This is a genomic window from Streptomyces sp. NPDC006691, assembly GCF_042869955.1.
Classification (GTDB): Bacteria; Actinomycetota; Actinomycetes; order Streptomycetales; family Streptomycetaceae; genus Streptomyces.
Genome location: NZ_JBIAGW010000008.1, coordinates 62636 through 81551, shown reverse-complemented (window position 1 = coordinate 81551; position 18916 = coordinate 62636). Strand labels below are relative to the sequence as shown.

The following is an 18916-nucleotide window of genomic DNA, read 5'->3' as shown; positions in this document are numbered from 1 at the left end:
TGGCCCCCACACTGCCCGCACTGCCCGCACTCGCGCTTCCCGAGAGGGATCCCATCCCATGCCCGCACCCGCGCTCGTCCGCGCACCCCTGTCCCGGGGAGCCCACCCCGCCGCCCGGCGCTCCCAGGACTGGCGCACCCACGCCGCCTGCATCGGCCTGCCCGACCGCGCGGTCTTCGCCCGCGAGCCCGAGGCCGCCCGGCCCGCCCTGCGCGCCTGCGGCATCTGCCCCGTCCGTCGCGCCTGTCTGGAGGCCGTCGCGCCGCGCACCAGCTGGTTCGACGGCGTCAGCGGCGGGCGGCTGTGGCGCAACGGCCAGGAAGTTCCCGTCGCCGCCCCCGCCCCCGTCGCCGCCACCGTCCCCGCCCGGTCCCGTACCGGCCGTCTTCAGGAGCAGTCATGAGTCACCGTCCCGCCCCCGCCGCCGTCTGGCTGGGCATCCTGCTCCGCCAGTTCCCCGAGCTGCACGAGGAGCTCGCCCCCAGCCGCGGGGCCCGTCCGATCGGCGGCGGGCAGCCGGGCCGGCCCGCCGCTCCGGCCGCGCCGATCCGCCTCTTCGTCTCCGACACCATCCGCGACATCACGGACGGCGTGGTCGAGCTGGAGGAGGCGGTGTGCGAGAAGCTCCGCCTGCCGCGTCCGCCGCGCGGCACGGTGCCCGACCGGCTGGGCCGGCTCGTCGCCCTGCTCGACCGGATCGCCGAGCGGCCGGTCCTCGCCGAGCACGTACGGGGTGAGGCCCGCCGGATGGCCCGCCGCTGCTCGCTGGCGCTCGGCGATGCCGAGAGCCCGGTCCGCGTCGGTGGCCGCTGCCCCCACTGCGACTCCGTGTCCCTGCGCGTCTTCCCGCACCGCGAGACCGTTCTGTGCGTCAACCCGGGCTGCCGCTGCGCGACTTCGGACTGCGGCTGCCGCACGGACGCGGCACACCGGCACGCCTGGGCCCGCACCGAATGGCAGGACCTGGCGGAGACGGCGGCCGGCGACCTGGCGGAGCTGACGTCCGCTCAGGACGCGGTGCGGCCGGGCCCCGAGGGGCTCGACGGGCTCGACGGGCTCGATGGGCTCGATGGGCTCGATGGGCTCGATGGGCTCGACTCGAAGGGGGCGGGCGCCCGATGAGTACGACGCGTACGGTCCGGCCGGCCGGTGCGACACCGCTCTACCCGCCGACCACCGCCCTCATCACCACGGCGATGGCGGCCGAGGAGGCGGCGGTCGCCCCGGGCACCATCCGCAAGTGGGTCCAGCTCGGGCACATCGCACCGGCGGGCCGCAGCGGCCGCTCCCACCTCTTCCACCTGGCGGACGTCTTCGCCGCCGAGCGCGCGACCCGGCGAGCGCACGAGCTCCGCGCCTGACGTTCCTCTATAGGTCTCTACAGGTCTCTAGTCTCTATAGGTCTCAATAGGTACGGCGGCCTCTATAGGTCTCAATAGGTACGGCGGCCCTGCCGGGCGCCTCCATATGCGCGTCCCTGCCCGGGATTCCTTTACATACGGCTCTCCCCGGGCCCCCTCCGCTCCCCGTACGAACAGTGCCCCGCGGCCGATGTGGCCGCGGGGCACTGTTGCGTACGCGTTCGGACGGCTACCGCACCCGGGGGCGCGGGGCGCCGCGGCCGGCCGGGCCTCGGACGTCCCACGCCGGCACCTGGTAGACCTGCGCGCCGGCCGGGCTGTCGTCCCCCAGGGTGGCCATCGCCTCCTGCCACCCGGTGACGAACCCGTTGAGCTCCGCGTCTCCGATGGCCCGCTCCGCCACCTTGCCGACGACCGCGGTGAGCGCCTGGGCGACCTCGGGCGTGAAGGATCCGGAGGTGGCCGAGTCGGCGGCCACTTCCACGGTGGCGATCACCACGTCCGAGACGCGCTCGCTGTACACGCTCACCAGGCGACTCCCCCGCACCCCACGACCTGCTCGCTCATGCCACCCCCAGGTGCTCTTCGTCGGCTCATACGCCCTTCCGTGCCGCTCCCGGCCATCTGCCATGAGATGCCCCGGAGCGCGCGACAACCACAAACCTAACCCGTGGAACTGACACTGTGTTCCCTAAGGCCCGCGCCTCTCGCCCCCATGGGCCGACTGCTCGACCACGCTCCCGACCCCCTACACGTAATTGCGCGCCAGAAACTTCAAGTTGCGCGCCCGCGCGATCTCGTTCACAATAAGTGCAGCGGCGGAGCTGCGCCTTCAACCGGGCGTCGGCGTCCGCCGCTTCGCGTTGAGCGCTCCGACGGGGCGTACGGGCCGAACGGCAGCCCGCCCTCCCGCCCTCCGCACTGCCCCGCACGGCCCGCACCCCCGCCGGCCGCTCGACGCGCCCCCTCCCCTTCGGCTCACCAAGTCTTCGATCCTTCGAGCCTTAAGCCTTCGAAAGGAGGCCCTGTTGAGCGAGGCCCTGCTTACGTTCCCCGATGTGGAGCGCCTGATCGTCGACCACCTCAAGTACCGGCCGGAGCTGGCCGGGGTGACGGTCGACAACCGTCCGCCGGCCGGCTTCGACGGTACGCAGCAGGTGGTGCTGGTCTCCCGGACCGGCGGCGCCTGGGTCGACGATCTCCATCTCGACACCCCGCTCGTCGAGTTGGAGGTGTACGGCCCGACCAAGACGGCGGCACACACCGTGTCCCTCTCGGTCCGCGCCGCGCTCCTCCAGCTCCGCGGCACCACCTACGGCACGGCGGTCGTGACCGATGCCGTCGAGACCGAGGCCGTGCGCTGGCTGCCGGACTACAACCGGCCGGCCGGCAACCGCTACCTCACCACGGTGCGCCTGTCGCTCCGCCCGTCCTGACCGTCCCTCCCCACCGAGGCCCTGCCGAAATCGGCGGGGCCTTTCGCATGTCCCGAACGGGCCATGCCCAAAACGGGCCAAGTCCCGCACCAACAAGGAGAATCACATGTCCGGAATGAACCCGAGCGAGATCCGCGTGGCCGGCACCGGCCGCATCTTCCTCGCCAAGGTCGGCACCGACGCCCCCGCGGACACCACCACCGATTGGGGCGCCGCCTGGCACGACCTGGGTTACACCAGCACCGACGGCGTGAAGTTCGGTCGTAAGGGCAAGACCGCCAACATCGACACCTGGCAGTCCCTGACCCCGGCCCGCACGATCTACACCGAGCGCGAGCTCACCCTGAAGTTCGGCATGCTCCAGCTCAACGAGGACACGCTGCCGTTCTTCTTCGGCGGCGGCGAGGTCCGGGAGGTCGCCCCGAACTCGGACCTCTACAAGTACGAGATCCACAGCGACCAGGGCGAGGACGAGCGCGCGCTCGGCGTCGAGTTCTCCGACGGCGCCGAGGTCCGCTACCGCTTCGTGGTCCCGCGCGGCCTGGTGACCGTCTCCGACGACGTCGACCTCAACCGCAAGGGCGCCGTGAAGCTGGGCGTCACCTTCACCGCGATGGCCGCGAAGGCGGATGCCCCGCTGGCGACGTGGCTGATGAAGGACAAGTCCTTCGGCACGAAGTAGCCGACCCGGGGCGGGAGTTGACGCGCTTCGGCCGTGTCGGCCCCGCCCCGCTCCCCGCACCACCTGAATCGGCGCCGCCCCGCCCTCCCCTCCCCGGGGCGGCGCCCCCCTTTTCTTCTTCCTACCTGAGGAGCAGCACCCATGTCCGGATTCGACGTCAACGCGGCCCGCGCCCAGCGCCTGGAGGCCCACGGGGCCGCCTGGTCCTTCCAGCTGGACGGCGACACCTTCGAACTCCCCACCGAGATCGGCCACCGCACGGCACGCGCCCTGCGCGAACTCGACGACAGCGATGTCGACGGGCTGCTCGGACTGCTGCTCGGCGAGGCGCAGTTCAAGAAGTTCCTGGAGCACGACATCACGATGCAGGACATCGCCGCGATCCTGGAGGCGTACGGCAAGGAGACCGGGCTCGGCCTGGGGGAAGACTGAGCCTCGACGCGTTCGTCGAAGAACACGCCGAGGCTCTCGAAGCCGACCTGCTGCGCCACTACGCCGTCGACCTCCTCGACTGGCACCGGGGCACGCTGACGTCCCGCCGCCTCGCCGTCCTGGTCAAGCACCTGCCGCGGGACAGCGCGGTCAACCGCGACCTGCACGGCGAGGCGGTGGAGTGGGACTCCTCCACCCACCTCCTCGCCGCCGCGGTGGACCACCTCGCGGTGGCCAACTGGATGACGGCGACGATCAATTCGGGCGAGGACGCGGATCCGCTGGACTATCCGGAGGCGGTACCGCGGCCGGACGGATCACAGGCTGACACCTCGATGAATGACGAATCCGGCACCATCGGCTCTCCCCCGGCCGACTCGCTGCCCGCTCCCGCCGATCTGGCCCGGTTCTTCGCCTGAACTCGCGCTTGCTCACCATTGGATCTGGGTGACCAGGTAAACCCAGCAAATCTGCGGCAACAGAAATAGTAGTTCGAGATAGAAGAGCACCCCGGACAGGATCCTCCCCTTAGCGTGATCTTCTACCTTCTCCGCCAGCACCGCCCGCGCAGGCCGAACCGGATCATAGTAGAGCTCGATCACATCACCCTTTTGGGTGCGTGGCATGTGGACCGGGTCCGTGTGGTGCTCGCGCTCAACTCCGTCTGGGGTCGCATAGGAGATTCGCAGAGTCTGCGCGTCTGGGCTCCAGGAAACGTATTCACACATTCCATCTACGCGGACGCCAGTCCGCAGTAGTTTCCTGTTCCGCAATTGCGGAATCACGTCAAGTAAGACAAAAAGAGCGAGTGGAATCATGAGCATCCCACTCACGATTATGACGAAAAATATCACGGCACTACTCCGCGCTAGTTGCTCCTGCACACATTGGCGTGATTGTACATGACCCCAGAAGTGAGTGACCAGAGAAGCGAACGGAAGGGATCAATCGATGTCCGATGAACCCATTTTTGGCAATTCAAACCTCGCGAAAAACATCACCGAATTGTCGCGCCTCTGGTTTAGCCAGAAGGACGGCGATACGGTAAAGCAGAAGATAAACGGCCTGAGCGTTGGCCTCGACTACACGAAGGTCGCCCTTGCCGGAGTTGCCCTCGGCGTCACTCCCGTCAAAATAGATTGGACCGGAGTCAAAGTCGACGAGAAAGGAGTCAGCATCCTCGGGGTGACCCGAAAAGAATGGCCGTGGATCAGAGCTGATACAGATTTTTGGAAGAAAGCGAAGGATAAGCTCCAGGGCAAAAAAGAAAAAGCCAGAGGTCAGGCGAAAAAGGAAGAGGCGAAGCGTGAGGCGGCGCAGGAGGTTCAGGCAGCGACAGAAAATCTGCGCAAAGATGTAGGTAGAGCCCATAGGCGCATCGACAGACTCGAACGAAGCGCCCATAGCCAACGCGGCAGGGTCAACGCTGTGGCGGGGGGGTCCAATGTCGCCACAGGAAATCCCAAGAACATCAAGGGCGCAGCACAGCAAATCAAGGAGCTGGAGGGGCGCCTCAATAGTCTTGCGGCCGCCCTGGGGTAGACGGTGTGAGAAGTTTCTGCCATTCTCAGAAATTGGAATGAACCATGTCCCTAGTCCAATCCCTGACCCGAGCCTCCGGCTCGCTAAAAGGGTTCAAGACAGGAATCGACGGCGCCGGCCGCTCCGCCGGATCGCTCGGTAAGCAGGCCGGGGCGGCCAACACCAATGTCGGGCGGATCAAGGGGGCCGCTCAGCAGTCCGCCAAGGAGCTCAAGGGGATGAAGACCGCCGCCGACCAGGCGGCGAAGTCCGTCGGGAAGGTCGGCAAGGACGCCGGGGCCGGCGGGGTTTCCATGGGGAAGCTGCAGGGCGGGCTCAAGAAGGCCGACGGGGGGTTCAAGGGGCTCACCAAGTCCATGAAGGGCAACGTCATCGGGATGCTGCTCGAACTCTTCGCGCCGCTCATCGAGAAGGTCGTCGCCATGGCGACCAAGTCGAAGGCGATGCAGAAGATCATGAAGGTCGCCTTCGACGTCATCGGCAAGGTCGTCGACACCGTCATGAAGGCGATCGGCCCGCTGATGAAGAGCACCGGAAAGATCATCTCGTCCGTCTGGAACGGGATCAAGGGCGCGATCCTGCCCATCGCCCTGTGGATCGCCAGCTTCATCCCCGGCGCGTTCGACACCGTCAGGGACGCCCTGTCCGGCGCCTGGGGCGGGCTCTCCCGCTTCGCGGGCGGGGTGTTCGACGGGATCCTGTCGGCGGTGAAGTCCCCGCTCAACCTGGTCATCGGGCTCATCAACTCCGCCATCGGCGCCCTCAACGGCATCCATGTCTCGATCCCCGGCTGGGTCCCCCTCGTCGGCGGCAAGACCTTCGGCGTGAACATCCCGCGCATCCCCATGCTGGCGGAGGGCGGCATCGTCGCACCGCGCAGCGGAGGCGTGCCGGCGATCGTGGCCGAGGCGGGCGAGTCGGAGGCGGTGCTGCCGCTGTCCCGGCTCGACCGGCTGCTGAGCCGCACCGCCACCCGCGCCGCCTCCGTCCCGGCCGGGCTCAACGGATACGGCGACGGGTTCCACATCGAGAACTACTACGCCACCCAGAGCACCGACCCCCAGGACACCGCCCGCGCCCTGCTCTTCCTCGCCAAGGCACGCGGATGAGCGGGGACACGGCCCCACGTCCCCGAAGGGAGGACCGCCATGGCCGCGGCCCAGCCCAATCCGCTCGCCAACTCCGCCGGCGCCTTCCGTAACCTCGGCGGATCGGCGGGACAGGCCGCCCGGGCCGCCGGGAGCGCCACGGCCGGCATCACCGGCGCGGCCCGTGCTGTCGACCGGATCAGGGCCTCCACCGCCCAGGCCGGCAAGGACATCAAGCAGTTCGCGACCGGTGCCGACGCGGCCGGCCGGGCCGCGCAGGCGCTCGGGCGGGCGGCACCCGGCGCGCACACCGGCGTCCTGAAGGTGAAGACCGGCGCCCAGGGCGCCACCCGCGAACTCAAGAACCTCAAGCGGAACTCCGACCTTTCCGCCAAGTCCATCGGCATCGCGGGCAAGGGGTCGACCGCGCTCGGCAAGGCCGCCACGCTCTTCGGCGGCAATCTGAAGATCGCCGGCGCGGTGATGACGGCGGTGAACCTGGTCATGAAGGCCAACCCGTGGGTCCTGGTCGCCACCCTGCTCGCCCCGTTCGCCGAGCAGCTCATCGAGTTCGCCCTGAACTCGGAGCTCGGGCAGCAGCTCATGGAGACGGTGTTCGCCACCGTCGGCGGGCTCATCGAGACCGCCCTGACGTATGTGGCTCCGGTCGTCACCGGCTATCTGACCGTCGTCCTCGGGTTCTGGAAGGGCCTCGCGAACGTCCTCAGGCCGGCCCTGAAGTGGGTCACCACCTCCCTTCCGGGGGCGTTCCGTACCGTCAACGCCGCGATGGAGCGGGCGCTGCGCGGCATGGGCGGCTTCCTGGAGAGCGGCTTCCAGATGGCCGTCGGCGTCATCAAGGGGCCGATCAACGGGCTGATCGCCTTCGCCAACTGGGTCATCGACGGGCTCAACAGCCTCAGCTTCAACTTCTTCGGCAAGCACTTCGGTGTCGATCTCAACAGGATTCCGATGCTCGCGGCGGGCGGCATCGTCGCGCCCCGCACCGGCGGCGTCCCGGTGATCCTCGCCGAGGCGGGCGAGGCCGAGGTCGTCCTGCCGCTGTCCAGGCTCGAAGCGCTGCTCGCCCGCACCGCCGGGGCGGCCCGCGCCGCCAGGACCGGCCACCGCACCCCCCGCATCGAGCACTACCACGAGCCGGAGGGCCGCGGCTCGTACGGCATCGCCGAGGAACTGCTCTTCCTGGCGCACACGACGTAACCCCAGAAGGTGAGGGCCAACCACCCATGCCCCCAACACAGTTGACCACCACGACCGAACCCCCCGGCTCACTGATCACCCGCGACGGGCAGATCCAGTGGGCCGGACTTCTTTTCGGGCCCGGCACGGACTACGAGATCGCCGACAGCGGGCTCACCGGCTGGGCCGATCTGCCCGGCCTCGACAGCGGCGACGTGCTGCGCCCCGACCAGCACGGCGCCTGGCCCGGCGCCCAGTGGTCGCAGGCCCGTACCGTCACCGCCTCCGTCTGGCTGCTGCCCGACCAGCGCGAACAGGCGGCCGCCGTGGCACAGCGGTTCCGGGCGGCGACCTCGGTGCACTCCGGCGAACAGTGGCTGACGGTGCGGCTGCACGGCGAGACGTTGGCCGTGCGGGCCCGGATCAGCCAGCGGTCCATCCCGCACGACCGCATGTACGTCACCCAGGGCGCCGCCAAGGCCGCCCTGCAATGGGTCTGCGCCGACCCGCGGCGCTTCTCCCTCGACGTGCTGTCCGCCCGCACCGGGCTGCCGCTGCCCGAGACGGGTCTGACCTGGGAGCGGCCGCCCGCCCAGGTGCCCGACCCCAACCAGCCCCCGCCGAAGCCCGACGAGGAGACCCGGCCGGGCAGCGGTACGGCACCGGTCCTCGCGCCCGTCGCGGGGCCGGGGACACCCGACCCCGCCCCCGGTCTCGCCTGGCCGCTCGGCTGGGGCACGGCCCGCTCCACCGGTCTCGTCACCGCGTACAACAGCGGCGACGCACCCGCCAACCCGGTGATCGAGTTCCGCGGCCCGGTCCGCAAGCCGTCCCTGACCCGGCTCAGCGACGGCCTGCGGCTGGAGTACGACATCGCGCTCGCCGCCTCCGACGTGCTCACCGTCGACACCGGCGCGGGCACCGTGCTGCTCAACGGCACCGCCTCGCGCATCCACACGGCCTCGGCCTGGTCCACGCCCGAGCAGCTCTTCCAACTGGAGCCGGGCCAGAGCACGTTCGCCTTCCGCTGCGAGGCCGGCTCGGCCGCCCCGGCCCCCCAGGGGCCCCAGCCGTCGGCGGCGGTCACCTGGCGCAACGCGCACTGGTAGTCGGCCCCACCCGTCAACTCCCTTACACCACCTAGGAGATCGCATGAACATCGGCAGTGCCTGGCTGCTCAACAGCACCGACGGCAGCGGCGGCCAGACCCGGCTCGACACCCGGCTCGCCCCGATCGGCACGATGGCTCCGGACGGGCCGCTCGCCTCCCGCGGCGGCGTGATCCCCGGCTCCCCCGAGGGCCAGTACCTCATGGCCGGCCTGTACGTCTTCGGCGACAAGGCGGGCATGAGCGCGCTGGTCGCCCCCGGCCGGGCCGTCGTCCAGGGCCGCCCCGGCGCGGGCGCCTACCCCGTCTACATCTCCGAGTACACGAGCCTCACCTTCCTGGACGGCGACCCGGGCCTGCCCCGCGTCGACCTCGTCGTGGTGCGGGTGTACGACGACGCGGGCACGACCGCGGCCGTCCTCGAAGTCGTCCAGGGCGAGTACGCCGCCTCCCCCGTGGCACCCCGGGTGCCGGAGGCGGCCCTGGCGCTCGCCGAGGTCAGGGTGCCGGCCGGCGCCTCGGCCGGCAGCGGCGGCATCGACTGGACGACCGCCGTGAAGGACCTGCGCCGGCCCACCGCCTCGGTCGGCGGCATCATCCCCGCCGGCGGCGGCGCCTACCGCGGCTCCTACCCCGGCCAGTACCGCGACAACGGCGGCAGCCTGGAGCGCTGGAACGGCACGGAGTGGCGGCCCTACCCCGAGCCGCGGGCGACCTGGCAGGACTACACGCCGGCCTGGGGCCAGGCGACCGCCGGCGCCCCGGTGCCGAAGCTCGGCAACGGCTCGCTGTGGGGCCGCTACCTCAAGGACGGCCCGGTGGTGCACTTCCAGGCGGCGGTCACCATCGGCTCCACCAGCAACTGGGGCGGCCCCAACAAGAACGGCAACTGGTACCTGTCGCTGCCGGTCCGCCCGGCCGGCCCGCGCGGTCTGACCGTCAACTTCCGCGCCCGCACCGGCGGCGACCCCGGCGGCTACTTCTACGGCGGCGCCGAGACCAGCACCGCGTACCACCCCAACGGCGTGGCCCGGAACTGGTCCACCATCCAGGCCAACGGCAAGCCCACCGGCGTCTGGGTCGACGCCGACGACCCGATGACCCCGGTGCCCGGCAGCTGGTACGAGGTGTGGGGCACCTACGAGGTCGCCCCGTGAACCGCGTGACGCCGACGGGCGAGGTCACCTACCGCGCCCTGTTCTGCGATCTGCGCACCGACCGGGTCATCGACGCGCTGCCGCTCACCGAGGTGGAGTTCGACGACTTCATCGGCAAGCCCGGCCAGCTGCGCGCCACCGTGCCGCTGCCCGACGCGGCGCTCGCGGCCCGGGCCCGCGAGGCGCTCCGGCCCGGCCGCACCGCGGTCTGGCTGGAGCGCGGTGCCGACATCTGGTGGGGCGGCATCCTGTGGACCTGCACCCCGGCCGGCGACGAGCGCGGCCGGCTCGACGTGCAGATCCAGGCGGGCACCTTCGACTCCTACCTCGATCACCGCGTCCTCTCCGGCGACCTGTCCTTCCCGGCCCCCGGCACCGACCAGTTCGAGATCGTGCGCGCGCTCGTACGGCACGTCCAGGAGCAGCCCGGCGGCGACATCGGGATCGTCCTGGACGACGAGCTCTCGGGCGTGCTCGGCAGCCACGCCTACGCCCGTACCGACCTGGCGCGGGTGCGGGAGATCATCGACGCGCTCGCCGCCCTCCAGTACGGATTCGAGTGGCGCGTCCAGTGCTACCGCGACTCCGGGACGGGCGCCCGGGTCAAGAAGCTCCAGCTGGGCCACCCCCGGATCAGCACCGGTTCCGTGCCGATCGTGCTGGACCGGCCCGGTCCCGTGATCACCTACAGCCTGCCGACGGATTCGACCGTGCAGGCCAATGTGTGGCTGGCCCGCGGCGAGACCGCGAACAACAACAGTGCCGCGGCCTCGCTGCCCCAGATGTCGAGCCCGGCCGTCGCCGCCGAGGACCTGGACGCGGGCTGGCCCCGCCTCGAAGGCTCCTCGGACCACAGCGGCGTGTCCGACCAGGCCGTTCTGGACGGCCTGGCCAGGGCCGAACTGGCGCGCGCCCGGCGGCCGCAGGTCATCCCCGAGGTCACCATCCGCGTGGACGGCCGCATCACCCCCGCCCTCATCGGCGCCTCGGTGCTGCTGCGCATCCGCGACGGCTGGCACCAGGGCGGCACCGACCGGCGCTACCGGGTCGTCGGCCTCACCGTGACGCCGCCCGGGCGCGGCAAGGGCGAGACCGCGAAGCTCTATCTGGAACCGGAGGACGCCTAGATGGCCGCCATCCCCACCGATCTCCTGGACCGCATCCGCGCCCTGGAACGCCAGGTCCGCGCGCTGATGGGCAGCGCCAACACCCGGCCCGCCATGGACCGGATCAGCGGCGGCAACGTCGTCATCAGCGACGGCGGGCAGCTCGCGGTGCGCAACCGCGACGAGCAGAAGGGCGCCGAACTCCTCTACATCGGGCAGGTCTCACCGGCCCGGCCCGGCGGCGAGGAGCAGCAGGGCTTCTTCGTGCGGCGCGACGACGGTTCCAAGGCGCTCACCGTGCACGCCGACGCCCCCGATCTCCAGCCCAACCAGTCGGTGAAGGTCTTCGACCGCAAGGGCAACGCGCTCTTCGCCGACGACCTGGGCGGCGAGGGTCTGGCCCGCCCCTACATCCCGTATCCGCTGCCCACCCCCGAGGACACCGGCCACTGGGAGTCCACCTCGGCCACCGAGTGGACCACCCTCTACAACGGCAATGCGATCGCCCAGCACCCGAGCCTGTACTGCCTGGTCGCGGCGACGCGGGGCGGCGAGGTGCGGCTGCTCGTCAACGGCGTCCAGGTGGGGCCGAGCGCCGCCGGGACGCTGGAGTTCACCGCGCCGATCGGCGCCCCCTACGACAGCCCGGTGACCTTCCTCGTGCAGGCCAGGGCCGTCGAGCCCGGCGCCACGGTCCGCTGTTCGCCCCGCGCGCTGTACGGCGTCAAGTCCTGACCAACGCCAGCCCCAACTCCCTTTCCCTGAGCCCCAGTTCGAGGAGTTCCTCCGTGTTGCCCTCCACGATTCCCACGGTGACCGTCACCGCGCACTACCTCACCCCGGCCGGCCTCCCGCTGAGCGGCACGGTCACCTTCAGCGCGCCCACCCTGCTCACCCACACCGCGAGCGATGTCATCCTCGGCGGCCCCATCGTCGCCCCGCTGGACGCGGACGGCCGGATCAGCACGGTCCTGCCGGCCACCGACAGCCCGGGTATGAACCCGGTCAACTGGCAGTACACCGTCACCGAACAGCTCTCCGGGCTGCCGGCCAACCGCACGTACAACATCGTCCTGCCGGCCTCCCAGCCGCTGATCGACCTGGCCGACCTGGCGCCCGCCGACCCGCAGGCACCGCAGTACGTCGCGGTCCCGGGCCCGCCCGGACCGGCCGGTGCGGCTGGTCCGGCCGGTCCGGCGGGCGCCCCGGGCGTCGTACGGTCCGTGAACGGCAAGAACACCGCGGACGTCGTGCTCGCCGCCGCCGACGTCAAGGCGGTGGCCTCCGCCGCCGTCGGCGTCGCCGGCGGGGTGGCCTCCCTCGACGCGGCCGGGCGCGTGCCCGTGGCACAGCTGCCGCCGGGCACGGTCGACCCGGTGTCGTCCGTCAACGGAAAGAAGGGCGTGGTCGTGCTGAGCGCGGCCGACGTCAACGCGCTCGACCAGGCGGCCGGCGATCTGCGGTACGTGCGCCCCGAGGGCATCCCCGTCCAGTCCGTCAACGACCGCACCGGCAAGGTCGTCCTGGACGCCGCCGCGGTGGGCGCAGCGCCGCTCGGCTCGACGGTCCTGCTGAGCGGGGCGCAGAGCGTCGACGGCGCCAAGACCTTCACCTCGGCGCCCTCGTCCGGCGCGGCCCCCACCGCCGCGGCCCATCTGACGCGCCGGGACTACGTGGACGCCGTCGCCACCCCCGGCAGCTGGGCCCCCGGCGACCTCGGCTTCAAGGCCTGGGGCTTCGACCCGGCGGGGACCTCGGGCACCCGCTCGCAGTACTGCGGCGCGGGCTCCGTCTATCTGATGGGCATCCGCCTCAACACCCCGGCCACCATCGGCAACATCGCCTTCTACTGCACCGGCTATGTGGGCGGCACCCTCAGCGAGGCGACGTACGCGGGCCTCTACGACGCGAACGGGAACCGGGTCGGGGTGACCGGCTCGCTCAAGGACGTCATCAAGGACGGCGCCACCGCGATCTGCCCGCTCACCAAGGCCTACGACGCCGCCGCCGGCAGCTACTGGGTGGCGCTCCTGATCAACGGCCCCACCGAGCCCGGCAAGGGCCCCGCGTTCGCGATGGGCGCCGGAGCGGGCGACCGCCCGGCCGGCTCCGCCCGGATGCCGGGCGCCTTCGCCCGCTACGGCCGGCTGCCCGCGACGGGCCAGGCCACCCTGCCGACCAGCTTCGCCCCCAAGACCATCGTCAACGACACCAACTCCCTCTGGGCCGCCGTCGCCTGACCCGCCCCGCCCCGCCCCCTCCGAAAGCCCCCCGCGCCCCCGGCCCGGGGGGCTTTCGTCCACCCCCATCGATGGGAAGCCCATGTCAACTCCCCTGTCCGCGGCGGCCTTTGTGGCCGCGCTGCGCGCCGAAGGCGTCTCCGTCGTCGAGGCCGACGGCTGGCGCGACCACAACCGCAACCACAAGGGCGCCTGGGGCCCGGTCAACGGTGTGATCGTCCACCACACCGTGAGCAGTGGCACCGACGCCTCCGTCCGCCTGTGCTACGACGGCTACGACGAGCTGCCCGGCCCGCTGTGCCACGGCGTCATCGCCAAGGACGGCACCGTCCACCTGGTCGGCAACGGCCGGGCCAACCACGCGGGCGGCGGCGACCCGGCGGTCCTGAACGCCGTGATCGCCGAGAACTACGGCGACCGGCCGCCGGCCACCCACCAGCACGAGGGCAGCTCCGGCGCGGTCGACGGGAACGCCCGTTTCTACGGCTTCGAGTGCGTCAACCTCGGTGACGGCGCCGACCCCTGGCCCGACGCCCAGCTCGACGCGATCGAGCGGGTCTCGGCGGCGCTGTGCCGGGCCCACGGCTGGTCCGCGAAGAGCGTGATCGGCCACCTGGAGTGGTCGGACTGGAAGAGCGACCCGCGCGGCTTCGCCATGGCGGAGCTGCGCTCGCGCATCGCCGCCCGGCTCACCGGAAAGCCGGCCGCACGTCCCGTCCCGCAGCGCTACCAGCCGTTCCCCGGCGCCGGATTCTTCACGGTGGGCCGCGATTCGCCGGTCGTCACCGCGATGGGCCGCCGGCTCGTGGCCGAGGGCTGCTCGGCGTACGCGGAAGGCCCGGGGCCGCGCTGGACCGACACCGACCGTGCCTCGTACGCCGAGTGGCAGCGCCGGCTCGGCTTCGACGGCACCGACGCCGACGGTGTGCCGGGCCGCACCTCCTGGGACGCCCTGAAGGTCCCGTTCACCGCCTGACCTCCCGCCGCACGGCCCCGGGAGCGGTACGCCGCTGCCGGGGCCGCTCCCCCGTACCGAAGAAATCCCCCGTACCGAAGAAAGAAGCCCCTCATGTCCGAAGCCGCCAAGAGCGCCCTGCGCACCGTCCTCCAGACGGCCGTCGGCCTCGCCCTCGCGCTGCCCGCCGTCGTGGACGCCTCCGGCGTCCCTGCCAGCCTCCCCTGGGTCGCCGGGGCCCTGGCCGTGGCCGGCGGGCTCGCCCGGGTCATGGCACTGCCCGCCGTCCAGCGCCTGCTGCCCGGCTGGCTGCGCACCGGGACCCAGCCCGTGGGTGCCGCCGATGACCGAGCCTGACCGGAGCGACCCGGTGCCGGTCGCCCTGGAGCTGGAGCGGCTGCGCGGCACCCTGGAGGCCGGGTTCGCCCGGGTCGACGGGGCGCTGGCCCTGCTCGTACAGCGCAGCGACCAGACCGACCGCCAGCTCGCCGACCACGAGAGCCGCCTGGACGCCCTGGAGCGGACCCGCTGGCCGGTGGCGAGCATCGCCGCGCTCACCGCGGTGACCGGCACCGCGCTCGGGCTGTGGCAGCTGGCCGCCCGCTGAGCGGCCGGAAAACCCGAAGGGCGCCCACCCCGCCGAAGCGGAACGGGCGCCCTTCAGTACGTCAGACGTACGCCTTACTGGTTGTACGGACCGTAGTCGTAGTCCTCCAGCGGAACGGCCTGGCCGGAGCCGGTGCCGAACGGCGAGTAGTCGATGTCGTCGTAGCCGACGGCCGAGTACATCGCGGCCTTGGCCTCTTCGGTGGGCTCGACCCGGATGTTGCGGTAGCGGGACAGACCCGTACCGGCCGGGATGAGCTTACCGATGATGACGTTCTCCTTGAGGCCGATGAGGCTGTCGGACTTGGCGTTGATCGCCGCATCCGTCAGGACTCGGGTCGTCTCCTGGAAGGAGGCGGCCGACAGCCAGGATTCCGTCGCCAGCGAGGCCTTGGTGATACCCATCAGCTGCGGACGGCCGGAGGCCGGGTGGCCGCCTTCCGTGACCACACGACGGTTCTCGGTCTCGAACTTCGAGCGCTCGACGAGCTCGCCCGGCAGCAGCTCCGCGTCGCCGGACTCGATGATCGTCACGCGGCGCAGCATCTGCCGGATGATGATCTCGATGTGCTTGTCGTGGATCGACACGCCCTGCGAGTTGTAGACCTTCTGGACTTCGCCGACCAGGTGGACCTGGACCGCACGCTGACCGAGGATCCGCAGCACGTCGTGCGGGTTGGTGGCACCGACGGTGAGCTTCTGGCCCACCTCGACCGCGTCGCCCTCGCCGACCAGCAGACGGGCACGCTTGGAGATCGGGAACGCCGTCTCCTCGCTGCCGTCGTCCGGGGTGACGACGATCTTCTTGGTCTTCTCGGTCTCCTCGATCCGGACGCGGCCCTTGGCCTCCGAGATCGGCGCGACACCCTTGGGCGTACGGGCCTCGAAGAGCTCGACGACACGCGGCAGACCCTGCGTGATGTCGTCACCGGCCACACCACCGGTGTGGAAGGTACGCATCGTCAGCTGGGTGCCGGGCTCACCGATGGACTGGGCGGCGATGATGCCGACCGCCTCACCGATGTCGACCAGCTTGCCGGTGGCGAGCGAGCGTCCGTAGCAGAAGGCACAGGTGCCGACCGCGGACTCACAGGTCAGGACCGAGCGGGTCTTGACCTCCTCGACACCCGCACCCACGAGGGCGTCGATGAGCACGTCACCGAGGTCCACGTTGGCCGGCGCGATGACCTTGCCGTCGACGACGACGTCCTCGGCGAGCATGCGGGCGTAGACGGAGGTCTCGACGTCCTCGGTCTTGCGCAGCACGCCGTCGGCGCCCCGCTCCGCGATCTTGAGCTTGAGGCCGCGGTCGGTGCCGCAGTCCTCCTCGCGGATGATGACGTCCTGCGAGACGTCCACCAGACGACGGGTCAGGTAACCCGAGTCGGCGGTACGCAGGGCGGTGTCGGCGAGACCCTTACGGGCACCGTGGGTCGAGATGAAGTACTCAAGCACGGTCAGGCCCTCGCGGAACGAGGCCTTGATCGGACGCGGGATGGTCTCGTTCTTCGCGTTCGACACCAGACCACGCATACCGGCGATCTGACGCATCTGCATCATGTTTCCTCGGGCACCCGAGTCAACCATCATGAAGATGGGGTTCGTCTTGGGGAAGTTCGCGTTCATCGCCTCGGCAACCTCGTTGGTCGCCTTGGTCCAGATCGCGATGAGCTCCTGCGTGCGCTCGTCCTTGGTGATCAGACCGCGCTCGTACTGCTTCTGGACCTTCTCGTCCTGCGCCTCGTAGCCCGCGACGATCGCCTTCTTGGCCTCGGGGACCACGACGTCGGAGATGGCCACGGTGACACCGGAACGGGTCGCCCAGAAGAAGCCGGCCGCCTTCAGGTTGTCGAGCGTCGCCGCCACGATGACCTTGGGGTAGCGCTCGGCGAGGTCGTTGACGATCTCGGAGAGCTGCTTCTTGCCCACCGAGTAGTCGACGAACGGGTAGTCCTCGGGCAGCAGCTCGTTGAAGAGCGCACGGCCCAGGGACGTCCGCAGACGGAACGAGTCGCCCTGCTGCCAGGTCGTCTCGCCGTCCTCGTCGAGCGGCGGGGTCCAGCCGCGCGGCGGGACGGTGCCGATCGGGAAGCGGATGTCGACCTTCGCCTGGAGCGAGAGCTCCCGGGCGTCGAACGCCATGATCGCCTCGGCGGTCGAGTTGAAGGAGCGGCCCGCGCCCTTCACCTCGCGCTCCTCTTCGTCCGTGGTGAGGAAGAAGAGGCCGAGCACCATGTCCTGGGTCGGCATGGTGACGGGACGACCGTCGGCCGGCTTCAGGATGTTGTTCGAGGACAGCATCAGGATGCGGGCCTCGGCCTGCGCCTCCGCGGAGAGCGGCAGGTGGACGGCCATCTGGTCACCGTCGAAGTCCGCGTTGAACGCGGTGCAGACGAGCGGGTGGATCTGGATGGCCTTGCCCTCGACCAGCTGGGGCTCGAAGGCCTGGATGCCGAGGCGGTGCAGCGTGGGCGCACGGTTCAGCAGAACCGGGTGCTCGGCGATGACCTCTTCGAGGACGTCGTACACGACCGTGCGGCCGCGCTCGACCATCCGCTTGGCGCTCTTGATGTTCTGCGCGTGGTTCAGGTCGACCAGGCGCTTCATCACGAACGGCTTGAAGAGCTCCAGTGCCATGGCCTTGGGCAGACCGCACTGGTGCAGCTTCAGCTGCGGACCGACGACGATGACGGAACGCGCGGAGTAGTCCACGCGCTTGCCGAGCAGGTTCTGACGGAATCGACCCTGCTTGCCCTTGAGCATGTCGGACAGCGACTTCAGCGGACGGTTGCCGGGGCCCGTGACCGGGCGACCACGACGGCCGTTGTCGAAGAGCGCGTCGACGGCCTCCTGAAGCATGCGCTTCTCGTTGTTCACGATGATCTCGGGGGCGCCGAGGTCAAGGAGTCGCTTGAGGCGGTTGTTGCGGTTGATCACGCGGCGGTACAGGTCGTTCAGGTCGGAGGTCGCGAAGCGGCCACCGTCCAGCTGCACCATCGGACGCAGGTCCGGCGGGATGACCGGCACGCAGTCGAGCACCATGCCCTTGGGGCTGTTGCTGGTCTGCAGGAACGCGGAGACGACCTTGAGGCGCTTGAGCGCACGGGTCTTCTTCTGGCCCTTGCCGGTGCGGATGATCTCGCGGAGGCGCTCGGCCTCCTCGTCGAGGTCGAAGGTCTCCAGGCGCTTCTGCAGGGCAGCGGCACCCATCGAGCCGTCGAAGTACGTGCCGAAACGGTCACGCAGCTCGCGGTAGAGCAGCTCGTCGCCCTCAAGGTCCTGGACCTTGAGGTTCTTGAAGCGGCTCCACACCTCGTCGAGACGGTCGATCTCGCGCTGCGAACGGTCACGCAGCTGCTTCATCTCGCGCTCGGCACCCTCGCGCACCTTGCGGCGCACGTCGGCCTTGGCACCCTCGGCCTCAAGCTCGGCGAGGTCCGTCTCAAGCTTCTTGGCGCGGGCTTCGAGGTCCGAGTCGCGACGGTTCTCGATCTGCTGACGCTCGACGGAGACGTGCGCCTCCAGCGACGGCAGGTCGCGCGTACGGCGCTCCTCGTCCACGAACGTGATCATGTACGCGGCGAAGTAGATGACCTTCTCAAGGTCCTTCGGCGCGAGGTCGAGCAGGTAGCCAAGGCGCGACGGAACGCCCTTGAAGTACCAGATGTGGGTCACGGGAGCGGCAAGCTCGATGTGGCCCATCCGCTCGCGGCGCACCTTGGCACGCGTGACCTCTACGCCACAGCGCTCACAGATGATGCCCTTGAAGCGGACACGCTTGTACTTGCCGCAGTAGCACTCCCAGTCCCGGGTAGGACCGAAGATCTTCTCGCAGAAGAGTCCGTCCTTCTCGGGCTTGAGGGTGCGGTAGTTGATGGTCTCCGGCTTCTTGACCTCACCGTGGGACCACTGACGAATGTCGTCAGCGGTGGCGAGGCCGATCCGCAGCTCGTCGAAGAAGTTGACGTCGAGCACTTGTCGTCAATCCCTCTTTCGGGGTCGA

The 18916-nt window shown here is 70.3% G+C and carries 21 protein-coding genes; 18 read left to right on the top strand and 3 right to left on the bottom strand.

What is annotated here, in order from left to right; genetic code table 11:
• Nucleotides 1–58: 58 nt before the first annotated feature.
• Genes ACFYNP_RS19535 through ACFYNP_RS19525 form a run of 3 tightly spaced genes read left to right on the top strand, consistent with a single transcriptional unit; the run spans nt 59 to nt 1361 of the window.
• The gene (locus ACFYNP_RS19535) at nt 59–403 is read left to right on the top strand and encodes a WhiB family transcriptional regulator (protein ID WP_388405590.1); all 345 of its coding nucleotides are present in this window, start codon (nt 59–61) and stop codon (nt 401–403) included.
• A complete protein-coding gene (locus ACFYNP_RS19530) occupies nt 400–1122 on the top strand; it encodes a hypothetical protein (protein WP_388786737.1) in 723 nt (240 codons plus the stop codon). The genes ACFYNP_RS19535 and ACFYNP_RS19530 overlap by 4 nt, the downstream gene beginning before the upstream one ends.
• On the top strand, nt 1119–1361 hold the full coding sequence (locus ACFYNP_RS19525) for a hypothetical protein (protein ID WP_388405587.1): 243 nt from the start codon (nt 1119–1121) through the stop codon (nt 1359–1361). The genes ACFYNP_RS19530 and ACFYNP_RS19525 overlap by 4 nt, the downstream gene beginning before the upstream one ends.
• A 229-nt stretch (nt 1362–1590) precedes the next feature.
• On the opposite strand, the gene ACFYNP_RS19520 is transcribed toward ACFYNP_RS19525, so the two are convergent.
• The gene (locus ACFYNP_RS19520) at nt 1591–1890 is read right to left on the bottom strand and encodes a hypothetical protein (RefSeq protein ID WP_388405585.1); all 300 of its coding nucleotides are present in this window, start codon (nt 1888–1890) and stop codon (nt 1591–1593) included.
• A 499-nt stretch (nt 1891–2389) separates the two neighbouring features.
• Here ACFYNP_RS19520 and ACFYNP_RS19515 point away from each other — a divergent pair, with 499 nt between their 5' ends.
• The 4 genes from ACFYNP_RS19515 (at nt 2390) to ACFYNP_RS19500 (ending at nt 4330) form a co-directional block, all read left to right on the top strand.
• A complete protein-coding gene (locus tag ACFYNP_RS19515) occupies nt 2390–2797 on the top strand; it encodes a hypothetical protein (RefSeq protein WP_100578103.1) in 408 nt (135 codons plus the stop codon).
• A 106-nt stretch (nt 2798–2903) separates the two neighbouring features.
• Nucleotides 2904–3479: a phage tail protein gene (locus ACFYNP_RS19510; RefSeq protein ID WP_388405583.1), complete on the top strand. Its 576-nt coding sequence runs from the start codon at nt 2904–2906 to the stop codon at nt 3477–3479.
• A 141-nt stretch (nt 3480–3620) separates the two neighbouring features.
• Entirely contained in the window at nt 3621–3911 is a 291-nt protein-coding gene (locus ACFYNP_RS19505) for a hypothetical protein (protein WP_167157654.1), read from the top strand.
• 176 nt (nt 3912–4087) lie between these two features.
• On the top strand, nt 4088–4330 hold the full coding sequence (locus ACFYNP_RS19500; RefSeq protein WP_388786734.1) for a hypothetical protein: 243 nt from the start codon (nt 4088–4090) through the stop codon (nt 4328–4330).
• Between the two features lie 12 nt (nt 4331–4342).
• Here ACFYNP_RS19500 and ACFYNP_RS19495 read toward each other — a convergent pair whose 3' ends face one another.
• Nucleotides 4343–4765: a DUF3592 domain-containing protein gene (locus tag ACFYNP_RS19495; RefSeq protein WP_388405577.1), complete on the bottom strand. Its 423-nt coding sequence runs from the start codon at nt 4763–4765 to the stop codon at nt 4343–4345.
• A 97-nt stretch (nt 4766–4862) separates the two neighbouring features.
• Here ACFYNP_RS19495 and ACFYNP_RS19490 point away from each other — a divergent pair, with 97 nt between their 5' ends.
• The 11 genes from ACFYNP_RS19490 to ACFYNP_RS19440 all read left to right on the top strand — a co-directional run bounded on the left by ACFYNP_RS19490 (nt 4863) and on the right by ACFYNP_RS19440 (nt 14914).
• Entirely contained in the window at nt 4863–5453 is a 591-nt protein-coding gene (locus ACFYNP_RS19490) for a hypothetical protein (RefSeq protein WP_388786732.1), read from the top strand.
• A gap of 44 nt (nt 5454–5497) precedes the next feature.
• A complete protein-coding gene (locus ACFYNP_RS19485; protein ID WP_388405573.1) occupies nt 5498–6562 on the top strand; it encodes a phage tail protein in 1065 nt (354 codons plus the stop codon).
• A 39-nt stretch (nt 6563–6601) separates the two neighbouring features.
• Complete coding sequence (locus ACFYNP_RS19480) at nt 6602–7762, top strand: hypothetical protein (RefSeq protein WP_388786726.1); 1161 nt, start codon at nt 6602–6604, stop codon at nt 7760–7762.
• Nucleotides 7763–7788: 26 nt separating this feature from the next.
• Nucleotides 7789–8850 (top strand): phage distal tail protein, encoded by a 1062-nt coding sequence (locus ACFYNP_RS19475; protein WP_388786723.1) that lies wholly within the window; start codon nt 7789–7791, stop codon nt 8848–8850.
• Nucleotides 8851–8893: 43 nt separating this feature from the next.
• Nucleotides 8894–10006, top strand: a complete 1113-nt coding sequence (locus ACFYNP_RS19470; RefSeq protein WP_388405566.1) for a hypothetical protein — start codon at nt 8894–8896, stop codon at nt 10004–10006.
• Nucleotides 10003–11133, top strand: coding sequence for a hypothetical protein (locus ACFYNP_RS19465; RefSeq protein ID WP_388786721.1), 1131 nt, complete (start codon nt 10003–10005; stop codon nt 11131–11133). The genes ACFYNP_RS19470 and ACFYNP_RS19465 overlap by 4 nt, the downstream gene beginning before the upstream one ends.
• A complete protein-coding gene (locus ACFYNP_RS19460) occupies nt 11134–11847 on the top strand; it encodes a hypothetical protein (protein ID WP_388405561.1) in 714 nt (237 codons plus the stop codon). It abuts the gene before it with no gap.
• 53 nt (nt 11848–11900) lie between these two features.
• Complete coding sequence (locus ACFYNP_RS19455; protein ID WP_388786718.1) at nt 11901–13352, top strand: phage tail protein; 1452 nt, start codon at nt 11901–11903, stop codon at nt 13350–13352.
• 82 nt (nt 13353–13434) lie between these two features.
• On the top strand, nt 13435–14328 hold the full coding sequence (locus ACFYNP_RS19450; RefSeq protein ID WP_388786715.1) for a peptidoglycan-binding protein: 894 nt from the start codon (nt 13435–13437) through the stop codon (nt 14326–14328).
• 93 nt (nt 14329–14421) lie between these two features.
• The gene (locus ACFYNP_RS19445) at nt 14422–14664 is read left to right on the top strand and encodes a hypothetical protein (protein WP_388405554.1); all 243 of its coding nucleotides are present in this window, start codon (nt 14422–14424) and stop codon (nt 14662–14664) included.
• Nucleotides 14651–14914: a hypothetical protein gene (locus tag ACFYNP_RS19440; RefSeq protein ID WP_100578089.1), complete on the top strand. Its 264-nt coding sequence runs from the start codon at nt 14651–14653 to the stop codon at nt 14912–14914. The genes ACFYNP_RS19445 and ACFYNP_RS19440 overlap by 14 nt, the downstream gene beginning before the upstream one ends.
• 74 nt (nt 14915–14988) lie before the next feature.
• On the opposite strand, the gene ACFYNP_RS19435 is transcribed toward ACFYNP_RS19440, so the two are convergent.
• A complete protein-coding gene (locus ACFYNP_RS19435; protein ID WP_100578088.1) occupies nt 14989–18888 on the bottom strand; it encodes a DNA-directed RNA polymerase subunit beta' in 3900 nt (1299 codons plus the stop codon).
• Nucleotides 18889–18916: the final 28 nt, after the last annotated feature.